Annotated in this window: 15 protein-coding genes and 1 pseudogene; 14 read left to right on the top strand and 2 right to left on the bottom strand. The window is 70.4% G+C overall.

The window, feature by feature from the left end; translation table 11 throughout:
* Nucleotides 1-117: 117 nt before the first annotated feature.
* The 7 genes from rplS to dprA all read left to right on the top strand — a co-directional run bounded on the left by rplS (nucleotide 118) and on the right by dprA (nucleotide 5,899).
* Nucleotides 118-477, top strand: a complete 360-nt coding sequence (gene rplS / locus FU260_RS07525) for a 50S ribosomal protein L19 (RefSeq protein ID WP_147916502.1) — start codon at nucleotides 118-120, stop codon at nucleotides 475-477.
* 76 nt (nucleotides 478-553) lie between these two features.
* Nucleotides 554-1,417, top strand: a complete 864-nt coding sequence (gene lepB / locus FU260_RS07530; protein ID WP_147916503.1) for a signal peptidase I — start codon at nucleotides 554-556, stop codon at nucleotides 1,415-1,417.
* Nucleotides 1,414-2,160 carry a ribonuclease HII gene (locus tag FU260_RS07535; protein WP_413038337.1) on the top strand — a complete coding sequence of 249 codons (747 nt, stop codon included), beginning with the start codon at nucleotides 1,414-1,416 and terminating at the stop codon, nucleotides 2,158-2,160. The genes lepB and FU260_RS07535 overlap by 4 nt, the downstream gene beginning before the upstream one ends.
* Nucleotides 2,161-2,206: 46 nt before the next feature.
* Entirely contained in the window at nucleotides 2,207-2,512 is a 306-nt protein-coding gene (locus tag FU260_RS07540) for a DUF2469 domain-containing protein (protein ID WP_022916852.1), read from the top strand.
* A 316-nt stretch (nucleotides 2,513-2,828) separates the two neighbouring features.
* Nucleotides 2,829-3,185, top strand: coding sequence for a YraN family protein (locus FU260_RS07545; protein WP_147916505.1), 357 nt, complete (start codon nucleotides 2,829-2,831; stop codon nucleotides 3,183-3,185).
* Nucleotide 3,186: 1 nt separating this feature from the next.
* Nucleotides 3,187-4,743 (top strand): YifB family Mg chelatase-like AAA ATPase, encoded by a 1,557-nt coding sequence (locus tag FU260_RS07550; protein ID WP_235912234.1) that lies wholly within the window; start codon nucleotides 3,187-3,189, stop codon nucleotides 4,741-4,743.
* The gene (gene dprA, locus FU260_RS07555) at nucleotides 4,736-5,899 is read left to right on the top strand and encodes a DNA-processing protein DprA (protein WP_147916506.1); all 1,164 of its coding nucleotides are present in this window, start codon (nucleotides 4,736-4,738) and stop codon (nucleotides 5,897-5,899) included. Before FU260_RS07550 ends, dprA begins: the two co-directional genes overlap by 8 nt.
* A 106-nt stretch (nucleotides 5,900-6,005) precedes the next feature.
* Here dprA and FU260_RS07560 read toward each other — a convergent pair whose 3' ends face one another.
* Complete coding sequence (locus FU260_RS07560; protein WP_147916507.1) at nucleotides 6,006-6,719, bottom strand: SDR family NAD(P)-dependent oxidoreductase; 714 nt, start codon at nucleotides 6,717-6,719, stop codon at nucleotides 6,006-6,008.
* 56 nt (nucleotides 6,720-6,775) lie between these two features.
* Here FU260_RS07560 and FU260_RS07565 point away from each other — a divergent pair, with 56 nt between their 5' ends.
* The 3 genes from FU260_RS07565 (at nucleotide 6,776) to FU260_RS07575 (ending at nucleotide 9,402) form a co-directional block, all read left to right on the top strand.
* Complete coding sequence (locus FU260_RS07565) at nucleotides 6,776-7,324, top strand: MarR family winged helix-turn-helix transcriptional regulator (RefSeq protein ID WP_147916508.1); 549 nt, start codon at nucleotides 6,776-6,778, stop codon at nucleotides 7,322-7,324.
* A gap of 195 nt (nucleotides 7,325-7,519) precedes the next feature.
* Nucleotides 7,520-8,470, top strand: coding sequence for a tyrosine recombinase XerC (locus tag FU260_RS07570; protein ID WP_147916509.1), 951 nt, complete (start codon nucleotides 7,520-7,522; stop codon nucleotides 8,468-8,470).
* A gap of 140 nt (nucleotides 8,471-8,610) precedes the next feature.
* Nucleotides 8,611-9,402, top strand: a complete 792-nt coding sequence (locus FU260_RS07575; protein ID WP_168211688.1) for a class I SAM-dependent methyltransferase — start codon at nucleotides 8,611-8,613, stop codon at nucleotides 9,400-9,402.
* On the opposite strand, the gene FU260_RS07580 is transcribed toward FU260_RS07575, so the two are convergent.
* Complete coding sequence (locus FU260_RS07580; protein ID WP_235912235.1) at nucleotides 9,393-10,067, bottom strand: murein hydrolase activator EnvC family protein; 675 nt, start codon at nucleotides 10,065-10,067, stop codon at nucleotides 9,393-9,395. The genes FU260_RS07575 and FU260_RS07580 overlap by 10 nt on opposite strands.
* Nucleotides 10,068-10,449: 382 nt before the next feature.
* On the opposite strand from FU260_RS07580, the pseudogene rpsB reads away from it, so the two are divergent.
* The 4 genes and pseudogenes from rpsB to frr form a co-directional block, all read left to right on the top strand.
* Nucleotides 10,450-11,421, top strand: a pseudogene (gene rpsB / locus FU260_RS07585) (30S ribosomal protein S2); the annotation flags it as partial.
* A 229-nt stretch (nucleotides 11,422-11,650) separates the two neighbouring features.
* Complete coding sequence (gene tsf, locus FU260_RS07590) at nucleotides 11,651-12,490, top strand: translation elongation factor Ts (RefSeq protein ID WP_147916513.1); 840 nt, start codon at nucleotides 11,651-11,653, stop codon at nucleotides 12,488-12,490.
* Nucleotides 12,491-12,636: 146 nt separating this feature from the next.
* Entirely contained in the window at nucleotides 12,637-13,389 is a 753-nt protein-coding gene (gene pyrH, locus FU260_RS07595; RefSeq protein ID WP_147916514.1) for a UMP kinase, read from the top strand.
* Complete coding sequence (gene frr, locus FU260_RS07600) at nucleotides 13,386-13,943, top strand: ribosome recycling factor (protein ID WP_147916515.1); 558 nt, start codon at nucleotides 13,386-13,388, stop codon at nucleotides 13,941-13,943. Before pyrH ends, frr begins: the two co-directional genes overlap by 4 nt.
* The last annotated feature ends 4 nt before the right edge of the window (nucleotides 13,944-13,947 follow it).

The following is a 13,947-nucleotide window of genomic DNA, read 5'->3' on the forward strand; positions in this document are numbered from 1 at the left end:
TCACCGCCTCTGCCACAGGGGAGCGGGATCCACTGCCCAGGGCGTGATCATCGACTCGGAGGCGGTTCGCCGCCCGGACAAGCGCGGGTGACCTGTGGCAGCCGCGGGAAGGTACCCATGAACATCCTGGACAACGTCGACGCCGCATCGATCCGTGAGGACGTCCCCGACTTCCGGCCCGGCGACACCGTGAAGGTGCACGTGAAGGTCATCGAGGGCAACCGCTCCCGTATCCAGGTCTTCCAGGGTGTCGTTCTCGCCCGCTCCGGTGGTGGCGTCCGCGAGACCTTCACGGTCCGCAAGGCGTCCTTCGGCGTTGGTGTCGAGCGGACCTTCCCGCTGCACTCGCCGACGGTGGACCACATCGAGGTGGCCAGCCGCGGGGTCGTGCGCCGCGCCAAGCTGTACTACCTGCGCGACCGGCACGGTAAGGCCGCCAAGATCCGCGAGCGTCGCGAGACCAGTTCCGCGAAGTGACCTCCGGCCGGCGCCGCACTGGCGCTGACCGGCTAAGAGAAGCTGATGCGGGCCTGCGCGACGAGGACGGGGTGACATGGCGCCTGCCGACGAGAACGAGGACAGGCAGCCGGACCCGACGCGTCGCAGTGAGGACGAGGTGACCTCAGCGGGCAAGCACGCATCCGGGCGCGGGCGGGCGGGCGACGAGCACCGCGCTGCCGATGACTCCTCGCCCGCTGGCGGTGATGACTCCGGCGACAGCGCCGTGGCGGCGGAGGGCTCCGACCAGGACGGCAGGCGCCGGCATCCGGTGCGGGCGTTCCTGCGCGAGTCCGCGATCGTGGTGGTCTCGGCGCTGATCCTGTCTCTGGTCATCAAGACGTTCCTCGCGCAGGCGTTCTTCATCCCGAGCGTGTCGATGGAACCGACTCTGATGGTCGGGGACCGGCTGGTGGTGAACAAGCTCGCCCCGCAGGTGATGGACCTGGAACGTGGTGACGTGGTGGTCTTCCTCGACCCCGGCGGCTGGTTGGACACCGAACCGCACGAGCTGAACGCTGCCGAGCAGGTGCTCACCTGGATCGGGCTGCTGCCCGAGCATGCCGATGAGCACGTGATCAAGCGGATCATTGGCACCGGTGGCGATCACGTGACCTGTTGCACCGACGAGGGGCTGATCTCGGTGAACGGCGAACCGATCACCGAGCCCTATGTGGTACCCGGTGCTGAGCCCAGTGAACGAACCTTCGACGTGACGGTTCCGGAGGACCACCTGTTCGTGCTCGGCGACAACCGACCCCGCTCTGCGGATTCGCGCTACCACGCCGGGTCGGTGGGCGGAGGATTCGTGCCGGTGCGTAATGTGGTGGGCAGAGCATTTGTCATCACCTGGCCACTGGATCGCATCGAATGGTTGAGCAACCCCACCGACACGTTCGCCGACGTCCCCGACCCGTGAGGTCCTCCCCGCCCACCCGGATGTTGGAGCGCGAACTGCTCGGCGCCGGGCATCACCTGGTTGCCGGGATGGACGAGGTGGGCCGTGGTGCCCTGGCGGGTCCGGTGAGCGTGGGGGTAGCGGTGGTGGACGCCAGCACCGGCCGGATGCCCGCGGGACTGCGCGACTCCAAGCTGCTGCGGCCCGAGATGCGAGAGAAGCTGCAGGCACCGATCCGGCGCTGGTGCCTGGCCGGAGCGGTGGGCCATGCCCTCCCGGCCGAGATCGACCGGTTCGGCATCATCGCAGCCCTGCGGCTCGCCGGAACTCGGGCACTGACCACACTGCGGGAGACCGGTGTGGTGCCCGACGTGGTCATTCTGGACGGTTCGCACGACTGGCTCACCCCACCAGGATCTCAGCCGGGACTGTCGACGACGGCGCCCGGCCTGTTCACCGATCACGCACCTCCCGTAGTACGAACCCAGGTGAAAGCGGACCTGCGCTGCGCAGTAGTGGCCGCGGCCAGCGTCCTGGCCAAGTGCGAACGGGACGCCATGATGGTCGCTCGGCACCCCGAGTACCCGGCGTTCGGCTGGCAGAACAACAAGGGCTACTCCGCCCCCGAGCATCTGGCCGCACTGCGGGAGCACGGCCCGTGCGAGGAGCACCGGCGCAGCTGGGCCCTGCCGACCGGCGAGGAGCCGATGGCGCAGGCGCTGTTCATCGAGGGTGAGCTCGCCGGCGGCACGCGGGCGCCCTAGCCCCGACCTGCTGCCGGTACCTCCTTCGGCGGTGCATGATGGAGGGGTGAGTAGCGAGGATCTGGAGAACTACGAGACCGATATGGAGCTCGCGTTGTACCGCGAGTACCGCGATGTGGTCAGCCTGTTCTCCTACGTGGTCGAGACCGAGCGCCGGTTCTACCTGGCCAACCACGTGGATCTGCAGGTGCGGTCCGCCGGCGGAGAAGTGTTCTTCGAGCTGACCCTCGCGGATGCCTGGGTATGGGACGTGTACCGGTCGGCCCGGTTCGTGAAGTCGGTGCGCGTGGTGACTTTCAAGGATGTGAACGTCGAGGAGCTCGCCAAGCCGGAGCTCGACCTGCCCAGCTGACCTCCACCTCGGCGGCGGACCTCACTTCCTGCCCCCAGGAAGTCGGGAACGCCCGGTGACGCCGCGAAGGCCCGCTGAAGTCGTGAAGGCCTGCTGAAGTCACGAGTTCCCGTTGACGTCGTGAACGCCCGCTGAAGTCGCGAGCCTGCTGACGTCGCGAAAGCCCGCGGGTGCGGCGCGTGACTGCCTGCCCACCGCGCGGGCGAGCGGTCGCGCTTGGTGAGGAACGCCGTCGTGCCACGTTTTCCACAGGGGGCCCTCCCTGGCTGACGGGAACAGGGTCGATACCCCCAGGATCACCACAGGAGGTGATCCGATGGCTGCGAAAGACGTCCTCGGCCGCACGGGCGAGGAGCTCGCCGGGCGCTGGCTGGAGCGTGCCGGGTGGGAGATCCTGGACCGGAACTGGCGCTGCCGCACCGGGGAGATCGATCTGGTCGCGCTCGACGGTGACGACCTGGTGGTCGTGGAGGTGAAGACCCGGCGCAGCCTGCGGCTCGGGCACCCGGCTGAGGCGGTGACCGCGCGCAAGCTGGCCCGGTTGCGGGTACTGGCAGGCCAGTGGCTCGCCGAGCACGACGTGCGCGCCGCCGGGCTTCGGGTGGACGTGATCGCCGTGTGGCTGCCCGATGACGGCCCCGCCCGGATCGACCACCGGCAGGGGGTGAGCTGACATGTCCGGTCAGCCGTTGCGGGCTGCCCGCACGCTCTCGGTGGCCATCGTCGGCCTGCAAGGGCAGGTGATGGAGGTGGAGACCGCTTTGCACCAGGGGCTGCCCGCGGTCCAGCTCATCGGGCTGCCGGACACGGCCGCGGCCGAGGCGCGCGAACGGGTCCGAGCCGCAGTGATCGCCACCGGGCTGACCTGGCCCAGTGTCCGCCTCGTGGTGAACCTGCGCCCCGCCGATCTGCGCAAATCCGGGTCCGGGTTCGACCTGGCCGTGGCAGTCGCGGTCCTTCGCGCCGCCGGACTGGCGCCGGCCCGGCGGTCCGAGCACCGGGTCCATCTGGGTGAGCTCGGGCTGGACGGTACCGTGCACCCGATCCGCGGTGTGCTGCCTGCCGTTGCGGCCGCAGTGGCTGCCGGGCATCCCGAGGTGGTGGTCCCGGCGGACAATGTGCCCGAGGCCGAGCTGGTGCCCGGCGCGCAGGTGACCGGAGTGCAGCACCTCAGCGAACTGGCCTTCGCCTACGGTGCGGAAGGGCTACGGAGGCTGCCGCCGGCACCGCTTGCCCGGGCTGAGGTCGCGGCCCTGCCCGAACCGGCAGCGAAGGACCTGGCCGACGTGATCGGGCAGGAACAGGCCCGGCACGCGCTCGAGGTCGCCGCGGCCGGCGGGCACCACCTGTTCCTGAACGGACCACCCGGGGCCGGCAAGTCGATGCTCGCTGCCTGCCTTCCTGGATTGCTTCCAGATCTGGATGACGCAGCTGCCGTGGAGGTGACCACCGTGCACTCCGTGGCCGGCAGCTACCAGCCGACCACTGGGTTGATCCGCCGGCCGCCGTACGAGGCACCCCACCACACCGCCAGTAAGGCCGCGATCATCGGCGGCGGGAGCCGGACGTTGCGACCTGGTGCAGTGGTGCGTGCCCATCGTGGCGTGCTGTTCCTGGACGAGGCCGCCGAATTTAGTCGCAGCGTGCTGGACACGCTGCGTCAGCCGGTGGAGGAAGGGCATGTGGTGCTGCAGCGAGCCAAGGAGACGGCGACCTACCCATGCCGGATCCAGCTCGTGCTGGCGGCGAACCCGTGCCCCTGCGGCTGGGCCACCGGGAAGGGCCTGCGCTGCCGGTGCAGCCCGAACGCGCTGCGGCTGTACCAGAACAAGCTGTCCGGTCCGCTGCTGGACCGGGTGGATATCCGCGTGGACGTCGCCTCGGTCACCCGCACCCAGCTGCTCGGCGCCGCCACGGGGGAGTCCAGCGCCGCTGTTGCCGCCCGGGTCGCCGCGGCTCGTCAGGCACAGACGCGCCGGTGGGCGGACACCCCCTGGCGGACCAATGCCGAGGTGGACGGACCCTGGTTGCGCGCCTATACCCGGCGGATCGATGACGCGTTGCTGGATCCGCTGCGGCGGCCCGGTGACACCTCGGAGCTGACCATGCGTGGTGTGGACCGGGTCGTGCGCGTCGCTTGGACGCTGGCAGATCTGCAGGGACTGGATCACCCCGGGCCGACGGAGATCGGCGCGGCCCTCACCCTACGGAATCGAGACCTGCATGTCTGACCGGCTACCCTTCGACACCAGCGACGACCGGATGGCCCGTGCGGCCTGGTCGCGAATCGCCGAACCGCGAGATGCGCAGGCCGGGGCTCTGGTCCAGGCGCTCGGCGCTGGGCCGGCACTGCAGTGGCTCGCCGCCGCTGCCCAGGCCTGGAGCGACCCGCCGGTGCTCGCCCCCGGCGCCAGGTGGCACACGGCGGCCCAGCGGTGGATCCCGCGGTTGACCGGTCTCGACCTGCGCCGCGAGCTGGACGTGCTCGCCCGCCGGGGTGGCCGCGTGCTCATCCCCGACGACCCCGAGTGGCCAGCGGGGCTGGCAGACCTGGGCACCGACGCGCCACCGTGTCTGTGGCTGCTCGGCGATCCATCGGCACTGTCCCGGCCGGCGGTCGCGGTGGTCGGGTCCCGCGCCTGCAGCCCGTACGGGGCGGAGATCACCAACACGATGACCACAGAACTTGCCGCCGACGGACTGGTGATCGTCTCCGGCGGTGCCTTCGGGGTCGATGCCGCCGCGCACCGAGCCACCCTCGCCGGCGACGGGGCGCCGGTCGCGGTGATGGCCGGTGGACTGGACCGGTTCTACCCGGTCGGTAATGCCGCTCTGCTCGCCGAGGTGGCCCAGTACGGTGCGGTGCTCAGCGAGGTACCTCCGGGCAGCTCACCGATGCGACAACGGTTCCTCTCCCGGAACCGGCTGATCGCGGCTCTGGCCGAGGTGACCGTGGTGGTGGAGGCGTCCTGGCGCTCTGGGGCGCTGAACACCGCGGGCCACGCCGCGGAGCTGGGCCGCACCGTGGCTGCCGTGCCCGGTCCGGTCACCTCCTCGACCTCCGCCGGCTGCCACCGGCTGATCCGAGAGGGAGCGGTGTGTGTGACCGACGCCGCGGAGGTGCTGGAGCTGGTCGGCCCGTGGGACGCAGCCGCCGGTGCGGGAGAGCCGCCGGTCGCTGCCGGTCTGCTCGACGGTCTGGGCCCTGGTCAGGCCCAGGTGCTGGACGCGATGCCGGCGCGGGCCGGAGTGGAACTCGCCGGACTGGTGCGCAGCAGCGGCGTCGGTGAACCGGAGGTGCGCTCCGCGCTGGGATTCCTCGAGCTCGCCGGCCGGGTGGAGCGCGACGGGGTGCGCTGGCGTCGTGCCCGAAAGCAGCGGACCTGACCGGGCCCGCAGCTGCCGACTGCCACCTACCCATCCCGAACGCTCTTCGGTGCGGTGTGGGCCGAGACGAAAGCTGCATCGCGGAGCGCTCGCGGATCGGGTGGACCTACCGGGTGGTGTAGGCGCCGCCGTTGACATGAATGGTCTGGCCGGTGATCTGCCGGGCCTGTGCTGAGGCCAGGAACGCGACCGCTCCAGCGATGTCCGCAGGCCGGCCGGGTCGGCCCAGAGTGGTTCGCTCGACGAGCCTCGTGTGGCGCGCCTCGGGCAGCGGACCGCCGAACAGGTCGGTGCCCTCGGTGTAGCCGGGGGAGACCACGTTCGCAGTGATGTCCCGGGGGCCGAGACGCTCGGCCAGCCCGACGTTCCAGGCCTGGAGTGCCGCCTTGGCGACGGAGTAGGGGTTGCCGGCGTACTCGGCGCCGATCGAACCGATGCTCACCACGGAGCCGCCGGCACGCAGCCTGTCCTCCAGTGCGGTGACCAGCAGAGCGGCACCCACCAGATTGACATCGAGGTTGTGCCGCCAGGCCGCGGCGACGTCCGACAGCGGTGCCCCCGGCGCCGGGGTCGGCGCGGCGAAGGCGCCCGCATTGTTCACCAGCACGTCCACGGCAGTGAGATGGTCACCCAGTGCGGCGACCGAGTCGACATCTGCCACGTCCAGACGAAGACCGCGGGCTCCCCACTCAGTTGCCTGCGGGCCGACCTTGGTGCTGCGGCTGGTGACCACGACCTCATAACCATCGGCGATGAGTTGCTCGGCAACAGCCCGTCCGATGCCGCGTGTCCCTCCGGTGACGAGCGCTGTCTTGTTCATTGGCGCTACCTCCCGTACTCTCGTTTAGATCTAAACAGTGAGAGGAGTCAACCGCGATGACAGCGCACGTGTCAAGAGGCGGCGACCAGGGGCGGAGCGGCGACCTGCAGCGGGCTCGCTCGGTGGCGACGGCGTGGCAGCGTGAGCTGCCCGATGTACCCACCCGATCGATCGCCCTGGTGTGGCTGGTGAAGGCGGTAGCGGTCGCCTTGCGTAACGGACGAGCCGGCCTCCTGGACCAGCTGGGTATCGATGCCGCCACGCTGGACCTGCTCAGTACGCTGCGGCGCCGCGGAGAGCCGTACCGGCTGACTACCCGGCAGCTGGCGGAGCGGTGTCTGGTCAGCGCGGGGGCGATCTCCCAGCGGATCACCCGCGCCGAGCGGGATGGCTTGGTCCTTCGCAACCCAGGGGAGGGGCGCAGTGTCGAGGTTGCGCTGACCGAGAGGGGGCACCAGCTGGTTGAGCGCACCGCCGGCAAGGTGCTGGCCGCCGACGATGATGTCACCGCCGAGATCGGCGACGAGGACCTGGGCCGGCTGGAACAGCTGCTCAGCGCCTGGTTGGCCTCGATGAAGGAGTCTGGTGGCGCCGCTGGCTCGTGAGTCTCGGGTCGACGGATGCTCGCCCATGCGGCGTGGATCGTCCGCGTGATCCGCGCCAGGATGCGTCCGCGCGGAGAGTGGCCGATCACCGCGCGCCGCGCCCGATCACCGCGCGCCGCGCCCGATCACCACGCGCCGCGCCCGATGCCCGCCCGCCTCGGCCGAACCGCGCGGCGATCGTGCCATTCTGATGTCATGATCACCACCGAGCAGCAGCGCGACGCAGGCCTGCTCGATGCCTTCGCTAGCCACCTGGCGATCCAGCGTGGACTCTCCGAGCACACCGTGCGCGCCTACTGCGGCGACGTGCTCACCATGCTCGCTCTGCTCCCGCACGGCGCGGACGGAACCGATCCAGCCGATCTGTCGAGACTGTCACTGCCGGTGCTGCGGCAGTGGCTCGCCCAGGAGTCCGGCCGGGGGCTGTCCCGAGCCACGCTGGCGCGTCGGGTCGCGGCCGTGCGGTGCTTCACCGCCTGGGCCCAGCGCACCGACCGGATCGCCGCCGACCCCGGACAGCGCCTGCTCTCCCCGCGTCCGGGCAGCACAGTGCCGCAGGTGCTCAGTGCTGCTGAGGCAGCCGCGGTGATGGACGCGGCCCGCGACCGGATCGCCGCCGCGGACGAGACCGTCACCGCTGCCCGAGCCACCCGGGACTGGGCGGTGCTGGAGCTGCTCTACGCCACCGGGGTCCGAGTCTCCGAGCTGGTCGGTGCGGACGTGACCGACCTGAACCTGGGCGACCGGCTGCTGCGAGTCCTCGGGAAGGGGGACAAGGAGCGGATGGTGCCATTCGGGCGCCCGGCGAGCACCGCCGTCGAGCGGTGGCTGGCTGTGCGGGAGCACCTGCTGGTCACCGGCCCTACCGATTCCGGTGCCCTCTTCCTCGGTAACCGCGGCGGCCGGCTCGGTGCGCGTCAGGTGCGCGACCTGGTGCACCGCACCACGGCACTTGCCGGGGTGCGTGACCTGGCACCGCACGGACTCCGGCACTCCACCGCGACCCACCTGCTCGACGGCGGCTCGGACCTGCGCTCGGTCCAGGAGGTGCTCGGGCACGCATCGCTGTCCACCACCCAGCGGTATACGCACGTCTCCACCGAACGGCTCCGGTCGGCGTTCGCCCAGGCGCATCCGCGCGCCTGAGCCCGCCGAACCGGGCAAGCAGCCTGACCCCACTGGGCATGCAGCCGGACCGAACCGGGCATGCAGCCGGACCGAACCGGGCATGCAGCCGGACCGAACCGAGCATGCAGCCGGACAGGGGGTGTCCTACGCTGAGGAGCATGGCGACGATGCCCGCGTACTCCCCGGACGCCGCGGCCCGCTACGACCGTACGGCGGAGCCGCTGATGGTCCCGCTCGCGGCGGTACTGGTGGATGCGGCCCAGGTACACCTCGAGGCTGCGGTGCTCGACGTCGTCTGCGGCCCCGGCTTTGCCGCCCGGATTGCCGCTGAGCGGGCCGGGCCGATGGGCACTGTAGTGGGCGTGGACCCCGACCCGGCGATGTTGCAGGTCGCTTCTGGACACGGGGCGGGATACGCGATCGAGTGGCTGCAGGCGGAGCCGGATAGCTTGCCGCTGGCCTCCGGCAGCCAGGACGTGGTGGTCAGTCTGCACGGGATGACCGCGCTGGCCGAACCTCGGCCGGCGCTCGGTGAAGCCTTGCGTGTGGTCCGCGAGGATGGCTCTTTCGCGGCCACAGTCTGGTCGCCGATCGAGGCCAACCCGTACCTGACAGCGCATGCACGCGCACTGACCGAACAAGGTTCGACCGGGGCCGTCGAGGTGCTTCGTGCGGCCACCGGATATGGTGCCGACGACCTGGTCGGGGATCTGCGGGCGGCAGGCTGGCACGAACCGGTCAGCCGCGAGGTCACATTGCGGATCCGGTTGGCCGGCACGATCGCCGCTGCCGCCGAGCGCCTCCGAGGGATGCCGTGGGGCGCCCGGCTCGATGCGGAGGAGGCGCTGGCAGCCGCACGCTCGATGTTGACGTCGCTGGTCGAGTTCGCCGAGGCCGACGGCTCCCTGGTGGTGCCGTTTCGCGCGCAGCTCGTGCACGCTTATCCCTGAGTCGGTGGATACAGTCGGATCACCACCTCCGCACCGAGAAGCAGCAGCGGATCCAGGTAGTCATCGCGACCGGTGCGCACACCCCAGTGCAGGCAGGTGCTTTCGCAGTGCGAGCCGGCATCGCTCAGCTGGCCGATCATGCTTCCCCGGTCGACGGCGTCTCCCGCCTGGACCGTGGGCGTGACCGGTTCGTAGGTGGTGCGCAGGCCGTCCGTGTGCTGGATCGAGACCACCGGGCGCCCGGCGACCATCCCAGCGAATGCCACCGTGCCCGGACCTGCCGCCCGCACGGTCGCGCCGGCCTCGGCGGCCAGATCCACACCGCGGTGCCCGGATAGCCAGGGCAGCGGCGGCGGGTCGAACCTGCGCAGCACTGCGGGTGCGCCGCCGTCGCCGGCCACTGGCCAGTCGTAGCCCGACTGGGAGGTGCTGATGTCGGTCGGCAGAGGTTCGGTGCTGAGCGGGCGGGTGGCGGGTGGTCCCGTGCTGAGTGGGCGCGTGCCCAGTGGGCCGGTGAGGAGTGGGCCGGTGTCGAGCGAGCCGGTGCCCCGTGCCCCGGCGGGCGCCAGGAGCAGTGGGCCGGGGGTCGGGGTGTTGGCCGGAGCTGCCCGTGCAGGCGCTATCCCGGCGAGTACCGCGAGGGCCAGCAGCAGTGCCGACAGCACTCGACAGCTGGTCCGTGGGGGTGGCCCGTGGCGTTGGGGAGGAGATCGCATCAGGTCAGCACAGCACCTCCGCCCCCGGTCCGGCAGCGGCCAGCGAGGGGGTTGTGGACAAGCAGGCATCACGGACCGGCCCGCGCCGATCGGGTAGCATGTGCACTGCAGGTGGTGTGTCCGCAGGGCGCCCCACCTGACATCGCGTGCGCACCCCCGGGTTTGCCCGGGATCACGCGGCGAGGTCCGGCACTAGTTGTCGGTGCCGCGGATCATGCGCACTAGGCATGGGCCGTGCCGGAACGGGCGGCCCAGAACATCAACCAAATCCGCCCGCGCTGAGCCGTGGGCAGCAGATGTGTGGGCTTGCCCACACCAGGAAGGACGAGCCATGGCCGTCGTCACCATGCGCCAGCTCCTCGAGAGCGGCGTGCACTTCGGGCACCAGACCCGGCGTTGGAACCCGAAGATGAAGCGCTTCATCTTCACCGAGCGCAACGGCATCTACATCATCGACCTGCAGCAGTCGCTGCAGGACATAGACCGTGCGTACGAGTTCGTCAAGGAGACCGTCGCGCACGGCGGCACCATCCTGTTCATCGGCACGAAGAAGCAGGCCCAGGAGGCCGTCGCCGAGCAGGCCACCCGCGTGGGCATGCCGTTCGTGAACCAGCGCTGGCTGGGTGGCATGCTGACCAACTTCGGCACTGTGAGCAAGCGCCTGCAGCGGCTCAAGGAGCTGGAGGAGGTCGACTTCGACGACGTCGCCGCCAGCGCCTTCACCAAGAAGGAGCTGCTGATGCAGCGCCGCGAGCGGGACAAGCTCGCCCGCACCCTGGGCGGTATCCGCGATATGGCCAAGCTGCCCTCCGCCGTCTGGGTGGTGGACACCAAGAAGGAGCACCTCGCCGTTGCCGAGGCCCGGAAGCTGAACATCCCGATCGTGGCGATCTTGGACACCAACTGCGATCCGGACGAGGTCGACTACCCGATCCCGGGCAACGACGACGCCATCCGCGCTGTCGGTCTGCTCACCCGCGTGGTCGCCGACGGTGCTGCTGAGGGCTTGGTCGCCCGCCACGGTGGCGGCGACTCCGCCGGGAGCAGCGACGCCGAGCCGCTGGCCGAGTGGGAGCGCGAGCTGCTCGCCACCCACGAGGAGGAGAAGTCCGAGGCCCCGGCGGCCGAGGCCGCTGCTCCGACCGAGACGCCCGCTGCCGAGGCTGCTGCCGACGCAGCCGCCGAGGTCTCCCCGGCCACCGCCGACGCCCCAGCCGACGCTCCGGCTGCTGAGCCCGCTGCAGACGCCCCGGCCGCCGAAGCAGCTGCTGAGGCAGCTGCGGAGGCTCCGGTTGAGGCTGCGACCGAGGCTGCCACGGAAGCTCCGGCTGAGGACGCGACTGAGGCTGCCACGGAGGCCCCGGCTGAGGCTGCCACGGAAGCTCCGGTTGAGGCTGCCACGGAGGCCCCGGCTGAGGCTGCGACCGAGGCTGCCACGGAGGCCCCGGCTGAGGCTGCCACGGAGGCCCCGGCTGAGGACTCCGGCGAGACCACGCAGGACTGACCCACCCAGATCTTCGAGAGGATCATTGATGGCGAACTACACCGCCGCTGACATCAAGGCGCTGCGCGAGCGCACCGGCGCCGGCATGCTCGACGTGAAGAAGGCCCTCGACGAGGCCGACGGCGATCAGACTAAGGCGCTGGAGATCATCCGGGTCAAGGGGCTGAAGGGCGTCAGCAAGCGCGAGGCCCGTGCGGCCTCCGATGGCCTGGTCGCCACCTCGATCAACGATGAGGGCGCCGGCCAGGTCGGCGTCCTGGTCGAGGTGAACTCCGAGACCGACTTCGTGGCGAAGAACGAGGTGTTCACGAGCCTGGCTGAGAAGGTCGTGGCCGCAGCCGCGGCCTCGGGCGCCACCGACGCCGAGCAGCTGCTCGCCGCCGAGGCCGACGGCGGGACCGTGGCCTCAATGGTCGAAGAGACCGCCGCCACTCTCGGTGAGAAGATCGTGGTCCGCCGCGTGGCTCGTGTCTCCGGTGAGAAGGTCAGCGAGTACCTGCACCGCACCAACAAGGACCTGCCCCCGCAGGTCGGCGTGCTGGTGGCCAGCGACGCCGCCGGAGCTGCCGTGGCCCGCGACGTGGCCATGCACATCGCGGCGTTCTCCCCGACGTACCTCTCCCGTGAGGACGTCCCGGCGGACAAGGTTGCCGACGAGCGCCGGATCGCCGAGGAGACCGCACGGAACGAGAACAAGCCGGAGCAGGCTCTCCCGAAGATCATCGAGGGACGCCTGAACGGTTTCTTCAAGGAGGTCGCGCTGCTTGACCAGCCGTTCGCGAAGGACCCGAAGCAGACGGTCGGCCAGATCGTCGCCGCGACCGGTGGCACCCTCACCGGCTTCGCGCGGTTCCGCGTGGGCGCCTGAGGCGGAGGACATCCCGGTGTGGCCCCGGTCCGCACGCGGACCGGGGCCACACCCGTACCATCACCTCAGGGACCTGACCTGATCGGCCGGGACCACCGGGACACTCGCTACACACCTGCTGTCCGTACATCTCTGGGAGGAAGCCGATGACCACCGCATCACCTGCCGCACGCCGCGTTCTGCTCAAGCTCTCCGGCGAGGTGTTCGGCGGTGGATCGGTCGGCCTGGACCCGGACATGGTCTCGGCGATCGCCAGAGAGATCGCCACCGCCGTGCACGACGGTATCCAGGTGGCGATCGTTGTCGGTGGCGGGAACTTCTTCCGTGGCGCCGAGCTGTCCCAGCGCGGACTGGACCGAGCCCGCGCCGACTACATGGGCATGCTCGGCACGGTGATGAACTGCCTGGCCCTACAAGACTTCCTGGAGAAGGCGTCGGTGAGCACCCGGGTGCAGACCGCCATCACCATGGGCCAGGTCGCCGAACCGTACATCCCGCTGCGTGCCATCCGGCACCTGGAGAAGGGCCGCGCCGTGGTCTTCGGCGCCGGTGCGGGCATGCCGTACTTCTCCACCGACACGGTCGCGATCCAGCGCGCCCTGGAGACGCACTGCGAGGAGGTCCTGGTCGGTAAGAACGGTGTGGACGGCGTCTACACCGCCGATCCGCGCACCGACCCGACCGCGGTGCGCATCGACCACCTCACCTTCGACGAGGCGATCCAGAAGGACCTGCGGGTCGTCGACTCCACCGCCCTGGCCCTGTGCCGCGACAACCGGCTGACGATGCGGGTGTTCGGGATGGGCACCCCCGGAAACGTCGCCGGTGCGCTCAAGGGTGAGAAGATCGGAACCATCGTGACGTCCGAGCCCGATCCCCAGACCAAGGAGCAAGCGTGATCGACGAGACCCTTCTCGAAGCCGAGGAGAAGATGGACAAGGCCGTCGAGGTGGCCCGCGAGGACTTCGCCGGGATCCGCTCCGGACGGGCGAACGCCGGCATGTTCGAGAAGATCGAGGTGGACTACTACGGCGCGCCCACACCACTGCAGCAGCTCGCCTCGGTCACCATCCAGGAAGCCCGGACCGTGCTGATCGGCCCCTACGACAAGGGGGCGATGACCACGATCGAGAAGGCGCTGCGGGAGTCCGACCTGGGCGTCAACCCCGGGAACGACGGGAACGTGATCCGGGTGGTGCTGCCCACCCTGACCGAGGAGCGCCGCCGCGACTACGTCAAGCTTGCCAAGTCCAAGGGTGAGGACGCCAGGGTCGCGCTGCGCAACGTCCGCCGCCGGGCCAAAGAGGAGCTGGACCGGATCGCCAAGGACGGCGAGGCCGGCGAGGACGAGGTCGCTCGCGCCCAGTCTGAGCTGGACTCGCTGACCAAGAAGCACACCGACATCGTCGACGCGTTGCTCGCCGGCAAGGAGAAAGAGCTCCTCGAGGTCTGAGGCG

The organism is Ruania zhangjianzhongii, from assembly GCF_008000995.1.
GTDB lineage: Bacteria > Actinomycetota > Actinomycetes > Actinomycetales > Beutenbergiaceae > Ruania > Ruania zhangjianzhongii.